At 32.1% G+C, this 15,201-nt stretch carries 12 protein-coding genes; 5 read left to right on the top strand and 7 right to left on the bottom strand.

Annotation, left to right across the window (positions count from 1 at the left end; all coding sequences use genetic code 11):
• The first annotated feature begins 236 nt into the window (after nt 1-236).
• The 4 genes from mtaB (at nt 237) to pfkA (ending at nt 7,216) form a co-directional block, all read left to right on the top strand.
• Entirely contained in the window at nt 237-1,556 is a 1,320-nt protein-coding gene (mtaB, locus tag V9L04_RS03690) for a tRNA (N(6)-L-threonylcarbamoyladenosine(37)-C(2))-methylthiotransferase MtaB (protein ID WP_338792723.1), read from the top strand.
• Between the two features lie 479 nt (nt 1,557-2,035).
• Nucleotides 2,036-5,146 (top strand): hypothetical protein, encoded by a 3,111-nt coding sequence (locus V9L04_RS03685; RefSeq protein ID WP_338792722.1) that lies wholly within the window; start codon nt 2,036-2,038, stop codon nt 5,144-5,146.
• A 138-nt stretch (nt 5,147-5,284) separates the two neighbouring features.
• Nucleotides 5,285-6,190 (top strand): DUF2167 domain-containing protein, encoded by a 906-nt coding sequence (locus tag V9L04_RS03680; RefSeq protein WP_338792721.1) that lies wholly within the window; start codon nt 5,285-5,287, stop codon nt 6,188-6,190.
• Between the two features lie 57 nt (nt 6,191-6,247).
• Entirely contained in the window at nt 6,248-7,216 is a 969-nt protein-coding gene (pfkA, locus tag V9L04_RS03675; protein ID WP_338792720.1) for a 6-phosphofructokinase, read from the top strand.
• Nucleotides 7,217-7,308: 92 nt separating this feature from the next.
• On the opposite strand, the gene V9L04_RS03670 is transcribed toward pfkA, so the two are convergent.
• From V9L04_RS03670 to V9L04_RS03650, 5 genes are all read right to left on the bottom strand, one after another.
• Nucleotides 7,309-8,085, bottom strand: coding sequence for a DUF4382 domain-containing protein (locus V9L04_RS03670; RefSeq protein ID WP_338792719.1), 777 nt, complete (start codon nt 8,083-8,085; stop codon nt 7,309-7,311).
• A 121-nt stretch (nt 8,086-8,206) separates the two neighbouring features.
• Nucleotides 8,207-9,181 (bottom strand): hypothetical protein, encoded by a 975-nt coding sequence (locus V9L04_RS03665; RefSeq protein ID WP_338792718.1) that lies wholly within the window; start codon nt 9,179-9,181, stop codon nt 8,207-8,209.
• Nucleotides 9,182-9,596: 415 nt separating this feature from the next.
• A complete protein-coding gene (locus V9L04_RS03660; protein WP_338792717.1) occupies nt 9,597-10,013 on the bottom strand; it encodes an START-like domain-containing protein in 417 nt (138 codons plus the stop codon).
• A gap of 232 nt (nt 10,014-10,245) precedes the next feature.
• Nucleotides 10,246-11,058 (bottom strand): 16S rRNA (adenine(1518)-N(6)/adenine(1519)-N(6))-dimethyltransferase RsmA, encoded by an 813-nt coding sequence (gene rsmA / locus V9L04_RS03655; RefSeq protein ID WP_338792716.1) that lies wholly within the window; start codon nt 11,056-11,058, stop codon nt 10,246-10,248.
• A gap of 216 nt (nt 11,059-11,274) precedes the next feature.
• A complete protein-coding gene (locus tag V9L04_RS03650) occupies nt 11,275-12,630 on the bottom strand; it encodes an NAD(P)/FAD-dependent oxidoreductase (RefSeq protein ID WP_338792715.1) in 1,356 nt (451 codons plus the stop codon).
• A gap of 207 nt (nt 12,631-12,837) precedes the next feature.
• Between V9L04_RS03650 and V9L04_RS03645 the strand changes: the two genes are divergently transcribed.
• Entirely contained in the window at nt 12,838-13,644 is an 807-nt protein-coding gene (locus tag V9L04_RS03645; RefSeq protein ID WP_338792714.1) for an SDR family oxidoreductase, read from the top strand.
• Nucleotides 13,645-14,078: 434 nt separating this feature from the next.
• Here V9L04_RS03645 and V9L04_RS03640 read toward each other — a convergent pair whose 3' ends face one another.
• Complete coding sequence (locus tag V9L04_RS03640; protein WP_338792713.1) at nt 14,079-14,516, bottom strand: DoxX family membrane protein; 438 nt, start codon at nt 14,514-14,516, stop codon at nt 14,079-14,081.
• A gap of 52 nt (nt 14,517-14,568) precedes the next feature.
• The gene (aroQ, locus tag V9L04_RS03635; RefSeq protein WP_338792712.1) at nt 14,569-15,015 is read right to left on the bottom strand and encodes a type II 3-dehydroquinate dehydratase; all 447 of its coding nucleotides are present in this window, start codon (nt 15,013-15,015) and stop codon (nt 14,569-14,571) included.
• Nucleotides 15,016-15,201 lie beyond the last annotated feature (186 nt).

Genomic DNA, 15,201 nt, shown 5'->3' with positions numbered 1-15,201 from the left:
GGTTTAAAATTTAAACTAATTCTTTAAAAGATAAGTTCATTTTTCAGAATCTTTCTAGTTTATATTTTAGTCTAGCAAATAAAAGCGTATTTTTTCATAAATACAAATTTTATTTTATTTCGTACCTTTGTGGACTGTTCTAGAAACTTCATTCAAAAATTTCATTGCGTAGCTTAACTTCTTATCTAGTCTAAGTGGTATCGCCTGAATTCCAATATATAAAGAAATCAAAAGTCATGCGTAAAGTAGCTTTTTACACCTTGGGTTGCAAACTCAATTTTTCAGAAACTTCAACCATTGCACGCCAGTTTGAGCAGCGTGGTTATCAGCGTGTAGAGTTTTCTGAAACTCCAGATATTTTTGTTATTAATACCTGTTCGGTTACAGAAAATGCAGATAAAAAATGCAAACAAATTGTAAAGCAAGCTAAAAAAACTTCGCCTAATTCTTTTGTAATTATTATTGGTTGTTATGCACAGCTCAAGCCTCAAGAAATTGCAACCATAAAAGGTGTAGATGCTGTTTTGGGAGCTGCCGAAAAATTTCGTTTGTTTGAAGTTTTGAATGATTTTGAGCAAAAAGATACAGTCCAGCTTTGTGCTTCCGAAATTTCACAAGCTACTGATTTTAATACTGCGTATTCGTATGGTGACCGTACACGCACATTTTTAAAAGTTCAAGATGGTTGTGATTATAACTGTGCTTTCTGTACGATTCCACTTGCAAGAGGAAATAGCCGAAGTGATACAGTAGAAAATATCTTGAAGGCAGCTAAAGAAATTGCAGCAACTGATGTAAAAGAAATTGTCTTGACAGGTGTAAATACAGGCGATTATGGTTTGATAAATAATGAGCGTGTTCATACTTTCTATGAGCTAATTCAAGAATTAGATAAAGTAGAAGGAATTGAGCGTTTTCGTATTTCATCTATCGAACCCAATTTATTATCAGATGAGATTATCGAATTTGTAGCTAAATCTAAAAAGTTTGTTCCTCATTTTCATATTCCTTTACAGTCGGGTAGCGATGAAATTTTGCGTTATATGCGTCGTCGTTACAAAACAAGTTTATATACTGAAAGAATAGAAAAAATAAAAAATTTAATGCCTGATGCTTGTATTGGTGTTGATGTAATTGTTGGATTTCCTAATGAAAGTGATGCCCATTTCATGGAAACGTATAATTTTTTGCATAGCCTAGATATTTCATACTTGCATGTCTTTACTTATTCAGAACGCCAAAATACAAAGGCTGCTGATATGGGAAATCCTGTTCCAAAATCAGTTCGTGCAGAGCGTTCGAAAATGTTACATAATTTGTCTGATAAAAAACGTCGTCAGTTTTACGAATCACAATTAGGAAAAACAAAAACCGTTTTGTGGGAAAATGAAGTCAAAGAAAATAAAATATTTGGCTTTACAGAGAATTATGTTCGTGTAAATCAGTTGTATAATGTTTCATTGCCTAATACACTTCAAGAAGTGGAGTTAAAGGATTTCGACGAATCAGATTCGAAGGGAACAGTAATTGCAACACCTATTTCTGAATTGGTTTAAAAATTTTTAAATTAATAACATAGAATTATATTAAATGTCTATATCTTATTTAAAATCTACTTTTCAAACAAACAATTCCTAAAAAAATCCTATCTTTACGTAAAAAAAGAAACTACTAATAAAACAAACTTTAGTTTCTACATTGAATGACTCCTTATTTCATTTAGTCGATTTCTGATGGATAGAAAGTAGATTTTATTATTTTTTTCTGTATTTTCAAGATACTATTCAATATGCTATTCAATAGAATCGTTAATTGTTTAGAATAAAAGAAATTAATTTGAAGTAGTTACAGATTTTATTATTTCTTTCTCTCCTTTTGTAGGAGTTTTTTTTAATTGAAATGATTATTATTTTTCTTGTTTTATCAAATATCCTATTATTTTTTGCAATTCTATATTGAAGTAAAAAAACCTTTGTAATACTGAATTTAATAAATAAGCTAAAATATTAAATGAAATATAATTTAATTATATATTATGCACAACATAAAAACTTTACTCCTTGCGCTTTTCATTTTTAGTGTTCTTCTGATTAGTCATTCTTCCTATGGACAGCTTCTTCAAGGTATTGTTACAGTAAATAATGGTGCTTCAATCAGTAATGACCCCGAAGGACGTGTTATTTTGAAGATTTTTGCTAAAGGAGCTAGTGAAATGCGTGTTAGTAATAATGCCAGTTTTATTGGCGCACGTTGGGAATCGTTTGAAGGACAAAAAAACTGGCGTTTAGATGCTCGTGAAGATGGTATAAAAACAGTTTATGTACAGTTTAGAGATGGTTCTGGCTCACTTGTTTCTGACCCAACTGTTGCCCAATTAGAACTTGATCGTAGTCCTCCTACCGACCCTTCTATCAATATTAACTCAGGAGCAGAATATACCAATGCTAGAGACAGAAAAGTTTATTTGCAATTGTATTGTAATGAAGCATACGAAATGCAAATCAGTAATCGTAGTGATTTTCAAGATGCTCCTCGCTGGTATCCTTACAAAGAAACCATACAAGGCTGGCCACTTACTGGAGGAGAAGGTACTAAACATGTATATGCTCGTTATAGAGATTATGCAGGAAATATTTCAGAAACAGCCATTGACACAATAATTGTTGATCAAACACCTCCTAAAGGTAAATTTGAAATAAATAATGGGGCAAAATTTACTACTTCTCGTGATGTCAAATTACAATTTAATGCAGAAGGCGCAAGTGATGTTTCCATACAGTCTTTAGGTACTTGGGTTGCTTATCAAAAAGAGATGGATTTTCAATTACCTGCCGAACAAGGTCCTCAAGTAGTAGCAGTAAAGTTTAGAGATAAAATGGGTAACCAATCTAAACCTGCCTTCGCTCGTATTATTTTAGACTTAGAACCTCCTTCTATGCCTAGAATATTAGTGAATGGAGGAAATCGTTATACTAACAGTCATAATGTAAATATTCGCCTTTCTGCTATTGGAGCATCTGAAATGATGGTCAGCAACGATCCTAATTTGCGTGGCGCAGAATGGCAATCTTATCGTTATCTACTTCCTAGCTGGACATTTGATGTCGCTGATGGAGAAAAAGTAGTATATGTAAAATTCAAAGATGAAGCTGGAAACGAAACAGAAATAAAATCAGATAAAATTATCCTTGACCAAGGAAAACCAACAGGAGGAACAATAAAGATAGTTTCTAAAGAAGGAAATCAAGGAACAACAAATAACAAAGAGGGATTAGTAAATCTTGAGCTTTCAGTAGATAATGATGATGCTCGTTATATGATGGTTAGTAATACTGAAAATTTCTTTGAAGGACGTTGGGAGATTTATCGAAACAAAGTAGAAGACTGGAAACTTGCAGTAGGAGACGGAGAAAAAGCTGTGTATGTCAAATTTAGAGATAGAGCAGGAAATGTTTCTAGTCCTGTTTCTGATAGAGTAGTATTAGACCTTACTCCTCCTATCGACACACGTATAGCTGTTGAGAAAAACTCAAAATATGTTCGAAGCACTTCTGTTGCTGTTAATTTATTTGCTCGTGGAGCAAGTGAAGTAATGCTCGGAAAATCAGAACAATTTACAGGTGGAGAATGGCAAAAATATGAAGAAGAAATAAAAGGATGGCAACTAGAAGGAGCAGACGGTAAAAAAACAGTGTATGTGAAATTTAAAGATGCAGCAGGCAATATAACTCCTCCTATCAGTACAGAAATTATTTTGGATAGAGTAGCTCCCCAAGACCCACAAATCAGAATAAATAAAGGAGACAGTGTTACCAATAACCCAAATAAAGTGGTTTTATTACAAGCAAAAGCTGATGGAGCAATTATGATGCAAATTGGAATGGATGCAACCTTTAGTGGTAGTCGTTGGATTAATTATCAAGCAGGAAAAAATGTTCCTTTTGCTTTACCAGGGGACGATGGAATGAAAGAAATTTTTGCTCGCTTCAGAGATGAAGCAGGGAATGTTTCAGAAGTAGTTTCTCAAAAAATCCTACTTGATCGTACCCCTCCTATTGTTGGAGAAGTCAAAATTAATGAAGGAGATAATGGAACAAATGTTCAGACGGTAAATCTTACCCTAAATGCACAAGGAGCAACACACATGATGATATCTAATCGTATTGATTTTCCAGAAGCAAAATGGGAGTCTTATAACACTTCTAAACAGTTTACTCTAGTAGGAGAAGATGGGATTAAGTTTGTTTTTGTTCGTTATAGAGATGGAGTAGGTAATATTTCTGAAATTGCTTATGACAGAATTGGTCTTGACCGTACAGCACCAACTGGAGGAGAAATTACTATTAATAAAAATGCAAAATATACAACCAATATAAATAAATATGTAACACTTCAACTTCGTGCTAAAGGAGCAAGTGAAATGCGTATTGGAAAATCTCAATCTATGGACAGTGCTTCTTGGCAACCTTTCCGACCTATTATAATGAATCATATTTTAGCAGGAGAAGATGGTGAAAATAAAGTATGGGTACAATTTGGAGATAAGTCAGGAAACCAAACTGAACCAATTAGTGCAAGTATCATTTTGGATAGACAAGCTCCTTTTGGGGAAGAAATTATTATCAACAATAGTGAGCCTTATACCAACAAACATCAAGTAAAATTGAGCATAATGGCAGAAGAAGCTTCTCACATGATGATTACTAATCTAAGAGGATTTCCACCTCCTGCACGTTGGGAAGAATACAGTACCTCTTCTAACTGGACTTTATCAGGAGCAGACGGTTATAAGACAGTCTATATAAAATTTAGAGATGAAGCTGGAAATCAATCTTTTGTAGCTAGTTCTCAAATCTTGCTAGATACACAACCACCACAGCCTGGAATTATCAGAATTGAAGGAGGACAAACTCGTGTTAAAGATAACCAAGTAACACTTCTCTTTAATGCTCGTCAGGCAAATTATATAATGGTTTCAAATTCTGCTAAATTTGATGATGGAGCGTACTGGCAAGAATATACTGATAAATTAGATTGGGTTCTTACAGGTGGAGAAGGATATAAAAGAGTATATGCCAAATTTAAAGATACAAGTGAAAATGAAACAGGGATTATCTTTGCAGAAATTACTGTAGAAGGTTTCTAGAAAAAAATGTTTCAATAAACTAAAAAGCATTGTCTTCTGGCAATGCTTTTTTTTGTGGTTTGTTTTTATATCAAAATAGAAAATAATTTTGTATCTTAAATATTATAACAACATACTACTGATTTTAATTATTGAGCTATGAAAACATTTTTTAGATTTTCAACCTATTTATGTATAGCTTTTCTTCTCTATAACTCATCTTTTTCTATTGTTTTTGCTCAAAAAAATGAAAAAGATAAAATAGTTGGACAAATTGGGCAAATTGATTTGGCAGGGGTAGCTTTACTTTCTGTACCCAAAGGCTTTATTTTTATGGAAGGAAATTCGGCACAATCTCCTTATCGAATAGCGTGTGATAGTATCGAATATTTAGGTTGTTTGGTAGCTATTCCAACTCAAAATACTCCTGATTCTATTACAGAACCTCCTTTTATAATAGAAGTAGTGTATATAGAAACAGGCTATATTCCTGATACTACTATTTTCAAGACACCTGAACATTTTTTTTGGAATGATATTCTTCATACCAATTATAGAAAAAATAAATATATAAAAGAAAAGGGTTGTGATACCTTAGCCATTCAGGCTTGGGCAATGAAACCTTATTTTTTAGAAAATGAACATCAATTGCAGTGGGCTGTTTCTTGTACTTCCAAAAATAAAGACTACATTCGTCATAGTACCCATAAATTGGGTAGATATGGAGTTTTGGAGATGAATATTAGCACTTCACCTACCCATCTTTTAGAGGTTAATTCCCAAATTCCTCTACTTACTTCTAGTGTAGAGTTTTATAAAGGATTCAGACACGAAGATTTTGATCCCAACTTTGATAATTTAGCAGCATTTGGTTTCGCTGGTCTTTTGGCAGGAAAAGTTCTGACAAAAGTAAAAGTTGTACCTTTTATTTTTAAATGGCTAAAATGGGTAATTATTGCTCTATTAGGAGCTTTTACATTCTTTAAAAGAAAATTAATTAAAAGAGACTTGGAAAGAGATTTAGAAATACACTATCTTGAAACAGAATTAGAAAGTGAAGAATAAATAGTCACTTTCTAATCTAAAAAAAACAATAATTAACCATTAATCACTAAATAAGACGTGAAACGAATCGGAGTTTTTACTTCTGGAGGGGATTCCCCTGGTATGAATGCCTGCTTGAGAGCTGTTGTAAGAGGTGCATTATATTACGGTGTTGAAGTATATGGAATTCATAGAGGCTATCGTGGAATGATAGAAAATGATATTCACATGATGACTTCTAGAGATGTCAGTAATATTATTCAGCGTGGAGGAACAGTTCTGAAAACAGCTCGTAGCCAACGGTTTCTGACAAAAGAGGGACGAGAAAGAGCTTATCAAAATCTCAAAAATTTAGAAATTGACGGACTTATAGCCATCGGTGGAAACGGAACTTTAGCAGGAATGCAAACCTTTTGGGAAGAACATAAAATGCCTTTTGTAGGCGCACCGGGGACAATCGATAACGACCTTAACGGAACTGATTATACCATCGGATTTGATACAGCTATCAACACAGCATTAGAAGCCATCGATAAAATTAGAGATACAGCTGACTCACTTGAAAGAGGATTTTTTATTGAAGTAATGGGAAGACATTGTGGAGATATTGCGCTTCTGACTGGAATTGGAGGTGGAGCAGAAATTGTCATGCTTCCCGAAATTGTCGATTCTTTAGATGAGATTGTGGAGTCTATAAAGGAAATGTTAGCTAACAAAAAAACCTCTCTAATAGTCGTAGTAGCAGAAGGCGATGAACTTGGAAATGCTGAAGAATTAGGGAAAAAAGTAAGAGAACAAATTCCCAAATTTAAGTTTAGAGTTACTAATTTAGGACACATTCAGCGTGGAGGTTCGCCAACGGCAGCAGACCGAGTTTTGGCTAGTCAATTAGGTTTGGGCGCAGTAGAAGGTCTTTTATCTGGAAAATCAAATGTTATGGTTGGACAGTTAAAGCGAAAAATGATTTATACTTCTATAGAAGAATGCTTAAAGCCTAGAGTTATTGATAATGACCTTGTGAGAATGCTTCGTATTTTGAGTACTTAAATTTTATTAGAATTTCTATAAAAATAAAAAACTCATTTTACATTACTGCAAAATGAGTTTTTGATATTTTTTATAAAAACATCTAAAAGCGATTACTGAATTGTAATTGTACTTAATGTATTCACTTCTCCATTACTAATAACTACATCAGAAATGGTAACAGGAGAATATGCCAAAGGAGGCTCAACTTTTACTTGATATGTTCCTGCTGGAAGTCCTTTGATTAAAAAACAGCCATCATTTGTATAAGCACTTGCTACAAATACACCATTTTGAGAAACAGTCACTAAAGACTGAATAGTGGCAGGAGAGGTACAGCCTTTTAGAGAACCTCCATCACTTTCTACGAAAGTACGAATGACAGGTTTTAGATTATATTTTCCAGAGTTTCCTGCTTTTACAATAGAACGAGCAGCATCAAAATCTAGCATAATTACATATTTCAGATCAGCTTCTAAAGTTGTATTGATTTTCAATTTCAGACCTGATTGTTGTGCGCTAGGCGTTTTGAGAGTGTATGTTTCTCCATTTTCAACAAGTGTATTATTTTCTCCTAAAATCAAACGAATTTGAGATACTTTACCAGCAGGAAGTTCATCACTTGCCAAAAGAGCATCAATGCCGTTAGTGAGTTCTAAAAGGTTATAAATTCCTGTATTTGTGGAAAGTGTTGTCCAACCTTGGTCTTCATCAGCAGCCGTTTCAGAAGTATGAATTCTAATTTCTCTTACATCAATATAAACAGCATCATACTCAGCAGGTGCATCTACAAGACGAACTTCTAGTTTGGCATTGCCATTTTTACTCTCTTTATCACAAGAAAAAAGAGAAAGCGAAAATAGCAGAAAAAATAAATAGTAAAATTTCATTTTTTAAAAATTAAAAGGTGAAAAAATATAGTTCTTCTTTTAGAAAAACTGTTATGTTTAAGATAAATACGTAAAGGTTATTTAGCAAAAAACGAGCTATTTTAATTTAAAAACAATGAAATCAGATTTCATTTTCAGATGTATCTGCTTTTTCTTCATTAATTTTATATTTGGCTTCTATAGTTTGAATATGGTTTTCTAAATCTTCAAAATTTGAAAAGACTTGAATTTGTGAAAGTCTATTTTCATCTTCTACTTCATCTAGTTCTTCTAACTCTTCAAAATTATCTTTTAGCTCTTCTTTTTCTGATACTATTTCATTTTTCAAATCAAATTTTTCCAGTTTTTTTTCTGCTATTTCTCCTAAGATGTCTTCTCCTTCTTTTACAGTTTCTTCTTTCTGAACTTCGTGCATTGGATTCATTGACAGCTCTACACTATCTTCTTGATTATATTTTTTTTCTTCTTCCTCTTTTAAAATAGTCTCAAAATTAGTCGTAGCAGTAGGATTTTCATATTCTTCCATTATTTCTTCTAGCTCATCATCACTATAGACTGGGCTTTCAGGATGCGTATATTGTCGTAACCAAACTTCTCCTTCTTCTACTGTTTTGAAAACAGCACAATTAACCAGTGAAGTGAGTTTTTCTCCCATTCCATACTTTAAAGAAAAAACAGCAAAAATATCTTTATCAGAAACAACAGTTGCAAAATGCTTTAGACCTGCGTCGTGTACCATTTGAGACCACACTTCATTTGCCCAACGTGGAATATTCGGATTTGTACCTTTAAATTTTTGAGCATCTAAAAAAAGACATTTTACTTTTGTATGACGAATCATAGCTACTTCTTTCAACAAAACCTCTCGTACTTTTTCCTCACTAACAAACTGTTTCCAAATTACATCTATGCGACGTTTCTCTGGAATCCATTTCATAGAGATATAATCCGTTTCGAAATGAGTAGGTGTATCTATAAAATTTTTATGAATGGTTTGAGCTAGAGGTTGCTCAACAACAGGACGTTTGACAGAAGGAAAAACAGGTCTTAAAGAAGAATTTCCTGTATTCGTATTTATATTATTATTTATGTTCATATCCGTATTGCTACAAAGTAAATAGAATAGAAAAGTATAAGACAGGCAGATTAAGCCAATTAAAAAATTATAAACGACCTTTTCTTATTTTATTAAGAGTAGTTTATAGATTTATCTTGATTTCTTTTATCGAATTATTTATAGAATAGGATTTTTTATTGTAATGGTATTTACTTCAAATAGTTAGCCAGTAGGACTTTTTTTATAGATGAATAATGGGTTTTTATCGAAATAATGAGTTTCTAGCAAAATCAGTATCATTAATCTTCTGTGTCGTAAGTGAGACACCGACAACGACAAAATATAAACTCAAATTTAAGTTAACCATTTGATAATTAATCTGTTTAGTTCCAATTTTACATTATATTCAACAGAATTAAACTACTAAAAACTACATGTCTGACTAAGCACCTAACTAAGCACCTAATTTCTCTCTCAGCGTTTCGACAAGTCCATCCCAAAGTTCTTCCAATACTTCTTCATCATTCATTTCTGAATAATCTTTTATTACTAAGTAGGTAGTGTCAGTTAGTTCGCTATAATTTAGTTTGAGTTCTAAGAAGTTTACATCTTTTTTCTTTCCTCTAGTTTTAATTTTTTCTTCTTCTATATTATCGACAAACTGATAGCGAATCATAGAATTATTTCTCTGTGAAACTATTTTTGCAATATGCTGTTCGTTGTCCCAATGAATATTCAAAAATTTATCATTCAAAACCTCTACTCTGTCAGCAAACCATTCTTCAAGCCCTTGTGGAGTGGAAATAAAAGGATAAACCATCTTGACAGCAGCACGTATTTCGTACTCAGCATTATATTCGTATTTACTCATTTTTGATAGATTATATGTGTTATTATTTTAGTTATGTCATTCAAAAGCATAAATTCATTTTTTGGACTAGAAATATAATAGTCAATAAGTGCCTAATATAATAGATTTATTTTAACTTGAGAAGCATACTAGCTTTTGTATGAGTTTTTTTTTATTTTTTTTATAGGATTCTAATTTAGAAAATCAATCTACTACACAATTCAACCTTTCTAAAGATTTAATAATAATATATTTACTCTTTTTCAGTTTCTCTTTCTCTTTCAAAAATTTGTGCCAGCTCAATAAAATCTTGTACAGAAAGCTGTTCTGCTCTTTTGCTGAGCATTTCATTTAGTTCTTCTTTTTCTTTAAAAGCATTCGGAATTCCTAGTGGTTTTAAAGCACTTCGAAGCATTTTTCTTCGCTGATTGAAACCAAATTTGACAAGTTGAAAAAATAATTTCTCATTACAATCTAATTGTTCTACTTCATTTCTCTTTAGGCGAATAACAGCAGATTTGACTCTTGGAGGTGGATTAAATACCTTTTCACTTACTGTAAAACAATATTCGATATCGTAATAAGCCTGTAACAAAACACTCAAAATACCATACGTTTTGTTTCCGTGTGGTGAAGCAATACGTTCAGCCACTTCTTTTTGAATCATTCCAACTACTTCTGGAATTTGATTTTTATATTCTAATACTTTAAAAAAAATCTGTGAAGAAATATTGTAAGGAAAATTGCCAATAATTCCGAATTTTCCTTCAAAAACAGTTTCTAAATCCATTTTCAAAAAATCTTCATTTAGAAGCGTTTCATCTGTAAAACCCAAGTTTTCTTTCAAATATTCTACTGATTCATCATCAATTTCTACCACTGTCAGATTATATTTTTTATCATTTAAAATAAATTTTGTCAGAACACCTGTACCTGCTCCAATTTCTAAGAGGTCTTTATAACTATCATCTTGCATCTGATTAACAATCTTACGAGCAATATTTTCATCTTTTAGGAAATGTTGTCCTAAATGTTTTTTTGGTTTTACAGGAGACTTTTTTGACATAACTTTTATTTATTGTTATTAAGTAGAGTTTAATAACAGCCAAGGATTTTTCTAATTTTACAACAAATATAATAAACTTCTTCTCACTATAAACAGAAGCATAGTTTTGATGTATTTTTGGACATTAAAAAATGGAGTAATATTTCAAAAAAAACTTCCCTTTTAGTTGAGACTATTAAAAGGGAAGTTTTTGATATTCAATAAATTCTAATCTATTTAAACATATAATTCTTCTTTTTCTTTCTTAGATTTTATTTGAGTAGGAATAATCAAACGGTTGCTACGGTCGTATGTAAAATAATTCCAAATCCAGCTTGTAAGTATAATAAAACGATTTTTAAAGCCAATTATAAACATCAAATGAACAAAAAGCCACACAAACCAAGCAAAAAAACCTTGAAAACTCATTTTGTTAGGCAAATCCACAACAGCACGATTTCTTCCAACTGTCGCCATACTTCCCTTATCAAAATATTTAAACGGTTTCATTTCTTTTTTATTGAGCATTCGTTTTAAATTATCGCCTAGTGTTTTTCCTTGTTGCATTGCCACAGGTGCAAGCATAGGAAAGCCTTTTGGATGATCTTCTGAAACCATTGCTGCGATATCACCAAGTGCAAAAATATTTTCTATTCCTTTTACTCGGTTATATTCATCAACAATAATTCGATTTCCTTGCAAAATAGCTTTTTCAGGAAGTCCTTTTATTAGATTTCCTGTAACTCCTGCTGCCCAAACGAGCGTAGTAGAAGGCAAAACCATTCCATTCGAAAGCTCTACATGACTACCATCAAATGCTTTTACACTAACTTCTTTCCAAATCTGAACTGTAAAATCTTTTAAATATTCTTCTGCTTTTCGGCTTGCATTATTTGTCATTCCATTCAAAAGACTTTTTCCTGCTTCTACCAAATGTATCTGCATTCTTCTAAAATCTAGTTCAGGGTAATCCTTTGGCAAAACATGTAATTTCAATTCTCCTAAAGCTCCTGCTACTTCTACACCTGTTGGTCCTCCACCCACAATAACTATATTCATAAGAGACTGTTGCTCTTCAATCGTTTGGGCAAGTTGAGCCTTTTCAAAGTTCTTTAATAAATGATTGCGAATAGCCAATGCTTGAGGAACTTGCTTTAAAGCAAATGCTCTTTCTTCAATCGATTTATTACCATAAAAATTAGTCTTTGAGCCGTTTGCAATCACTAAATAATCGTATCGCAGTGTTCCCAAATTAGTATCAACTATGTTTTTGTAGTGATGAATTTCTGTAACTGTTGCTACCCTAAAATAAAAATCAGACTTACTATTACTGCTCTTCAAAACTTTACGCAAAGGACCTGCAATGGCATCAGCCTCTAAACCTGCCGTCGCTACTTGATACAAAAGAGGTTGAAATGTATGAAAATTATACCTATCAATCATCACAATTTGAGCATCGACAGAACGCAGTTTTTTGGAAAGCTCCAACCCTGCAAAACCTCCTCCAATAATCACGATACGTGGTTTGTTGGCAGCAGGAATATGTAATTCTGATGTAAAATTGAGTTCCGAGTTCGTGGCAGGCACTAACATAATAAGTTGTTTTTTTGAAAAGACGTTTTAGTATTCTTATTTTTAAGTTTGACTATTGACTAACTAAAGTCGCTTACTTGAACGTAAACTAGCTTAGTAAGTTTAGGATATTGTAAAATGAAACCTTGTTTTTTGCTTTTTTATGTAATAGTTTGGCTAAATTTGATTGAAGAATAAAACATATCTTAAAACATAACCTCCTGCAAAATGAATTACTTTAAAAATAAAACAGTTTGGATTACAGGTGCATCTTCTGGAATTGGAGAAGAGCTTGTTTATGTTCTATCAAATCTCAATCTTGATACGAAAATTATTATTTCAGCAAGAAGAACGGAGGAATTAGAAAGAGTAAAAGAAATAAGCCAAAACAGAGAAAATGTAGCTATTCTTCCTTTAGATTTGACAAAATCAGATTTTGAAGAAAAAACAAAAGAAGCAATTTCATTTTTTGGAAAGGTTGATATTTTGGTTCATAATGGAGGAATTAGTCAGCGTTCATATATAAAAGATACCAAAATGGAAGTCTATCGAAAAATAATGGAAGTAAATTATTTTGGATATGTCGGACTTACACAAGCAATTTTACCTCACTTTGTAGAAAATCAAACGGGACATTTTGTAGTAATTACGAGTGTTTTGGGGAAATTATCAACTCCTATGCGTGGTGCTTACTCAAGCTCAAAACACGCTTTGTATGGCTTTTTTGATGGACTTAGAGCTGAGTTTTACAACGATAATATTAAGGTTTCAATGATTGCCCCTGGATTTATTCGTACCAATGTTGCCATCAATGCACTCACAGAAACAGGAGAAACATTTGCCAAAATGGGTAAAAACACAGGCGAAGGTTATCCTGCTGACAAATGCGCTCATCAAATTTTGAAAGCTATCAAAAATCAAAAAAAGGAAACCTATGTAGGCAAACCTTTCGGTAAAGAAAGATTAGGATTATATGTAAGACGATTTTTTCCGAATCTATTTTTCAAAATTGCTACAAAACAAGCTCCTGAATAAAACTACACAAAAGGAGCAAGGTAATTAAAGGGAAAAGAATCTATATTTCTCAAAATCATAAATAAAAATCCTAGTATAAAAATTATTACCCAAAACAGATTTGAATAATGAATTGCCTTTAATTCTATCTCAAAAAAAGTCTTGAAATAAAATCTCAAAAATTCGTATATCAATAAAGGAGAAATTAGAATTAAGAAGGCATTTTGCCGAAAAGCCGATAAAAAATCAAAGTGTAAAAGTGAATAAATACAGCGAGTAGCACCACAAAAAACACAATGAATCTCAAAAAAAACATAGGTTGGGCATTTTGGGTAAAATGAGTTTTCACTTGTGTTTATAGGATTATTAAACCAAAGAAAAATAATTCCTAAAAGAAAAAATAAGGGAATAAGTACAGCAAAAAAACGATTTATCACATCTATCAATACTAAAAATTACTGAGCTAGTCCACCCAAAATATAAGTTGCTATAACACATAAGATAAAGTAAGCCACCAAATTAGCAGCTCCCACATAATCTTTGACCACTCTTTGCCCAAAAAAGAGCATCGTAATATTAATAGTTGCCAAAACAGAACCTATGTAAGCAAATTTTACATCTCCTGTAAGTAAAAGTGTTACAAATCCAATAGCACTAAAAACCCCTGCTGCGACTTCAAAAATAGTAACAATAACTAAAAGAACAGTTACTAATTTTTCTAAATAAGAGCCTTTGAAGTGGTCTATAAGCCAAGCCGAATTTTCATCCCAACGAAAAACCTTATTAAAGCCAGATTGAATAAATAAAATGGCTAAAAAAAGAGTACAGATTATCTTTAAAAAAAATCCTGCTTCTGATGGATTGGTGAAAAATGAAAGTATATCTAGTAACATAAATGAAATGGTAAATTGTAAGTGATAAATTATAAATGAAATGAATATTTCTTTAAGATTGACTATTAAATTTTCTTTCAAAAAAATCTAGTGCTAAACGGTAGCTTTCCATTCCAAAACCTACAATTACACCGATACAGTTTTTACTCAAATAGCTTTTATGACGAAACTCTTCACGAGCAAAAGTATTCGAAATATGAACTTCAATAACAGGCGTAGAAATACTTGAAATAGCATCAGCAATGGCAACAGAAGTATGTGTAAAAGCTCCTGCATTCAAGATAATTCCGTCAGTACTAAAACCAATCTGATGTAATTTGTCTATAATCTCGCCTTCATGATTAGACTGAAAATAATGTAATTCTACCAATTTATCAGAAAAAACTTTTTTCAACTCTTCAAAATAATCTTCAAAAGACTGGTTTCCATAAATAGATGGTTCTCGTTTTCCCAAAAGATTAAGATTTGCACCATTTATTATCCACAACTGTTTTTTCATAGTTTATTTATTCAAACCTTATAGGTTTATTTCTATATTTGTTCTGCAAAAAGCATATTTTAATTGATTTTTTCAAACTTATTTTGAAAAAAAATGTAATCAAATGTAGCGTACCTTTTAAGGTGCGAAAATGTATCGTACACTTTAGTGTCGGAAAAAATATATTCTCGCCGTTGTTGGTGTCCT

This window comes from Bernardetia sp. MNP-M8, assembly GCF_037126285.1.
Lineage (GTDB): Bacteria > Bacteroidota > Bacteroidia > Cytophagales > Bernardetiaceae > Bernardetia.
Note: the sequence above shows the minus strand (reverse complement) of the source record. Positions and strands in the feature narration are given on the sequence as shown.

What these genes read in the sequence shown, in the direction of transcription:
- mtaB (WP_338792723.1), top strand. Translation starts at nt 237, where the DNA reads ATGCGTAAAGTAGCTTTTTACACCTTGGGTTGCAAACTCAATTTTTCA.
- V9L04_RS03685 (WP_338792722.1), top strand. Translation starts at nt 2,036, where the DNA reads ATGCACAACATAAAAACTTTACTCCTTGCGCTTTTCATTTTTAGTGTT.
- V9L04_RS03680 (WP_338792721.1), top strand. Translation starts at nt 5,285, where the DNA reads ATGAAAACATTTTTTAGATTTTCAACCTATTTATGTATAGCTTTTCTT.
- V9L04_RS03670 (WP_338792719.1), bottom strand. Translation starts at nt 8,085, where the DNA reads ATGAAATTTTACTATTTATTTTTTCTGCTATTTTCGCTTTCTCTTTTT.
- V9L04_RS03665 (WP_338792718.1), bottom strand. Translation starts at nt 9,181, where the DNA reads ATGAACATAAATAATAATATAAATACGAATACAGGAAATTCTTCTTTA.
- V9L04_RS03660 (WP_338792717.1), bottom strand. Translation starts at nt 10,013, where the DNA reads ATGAGTAAATACGAATATAATGCTGAGTACGAAATACGTGCTGCTGTC.
- rsmA (WP_338792716.1), bottom strand. Translation starts at nt 11,058, where the DNA reads ATGTCAAAAAAGTCTCCTGTAAAACCAAAAAAACATTTAGGACAACAT.
- V9L04_RS03650 (WP_338792715.1), bottom strand. Translation starts at nt 12,630, where the DNA reads ATGTTAGTGCCTGCCACGAACTCGGAACTCAATTTTACATCAGAATTA.
- V9L04_RS03645 (WP_338792714.1), top strand. Translation starts at nt 12,838, where the DNA reads ATGAATTACTTTAAAAATAAAACAGTTTGGATTACAGGTGCATCTTCT.
- V9L04_RS03640 (WP_338792713.1), bottom strand. Translation starts at nt 14,516, where the DNA reads ATGTTACTAGATATACTTTCATTTTTCACCAATCCATCAGAAGCAGGA.
- aroQ (WP_338792712.1), bottom strand. Translation starts at nt 15,015, where the DNA reads ATGAAAAAACAGTTGTGGATAATAAATGGTGCAAATCTTAATCTTTTG.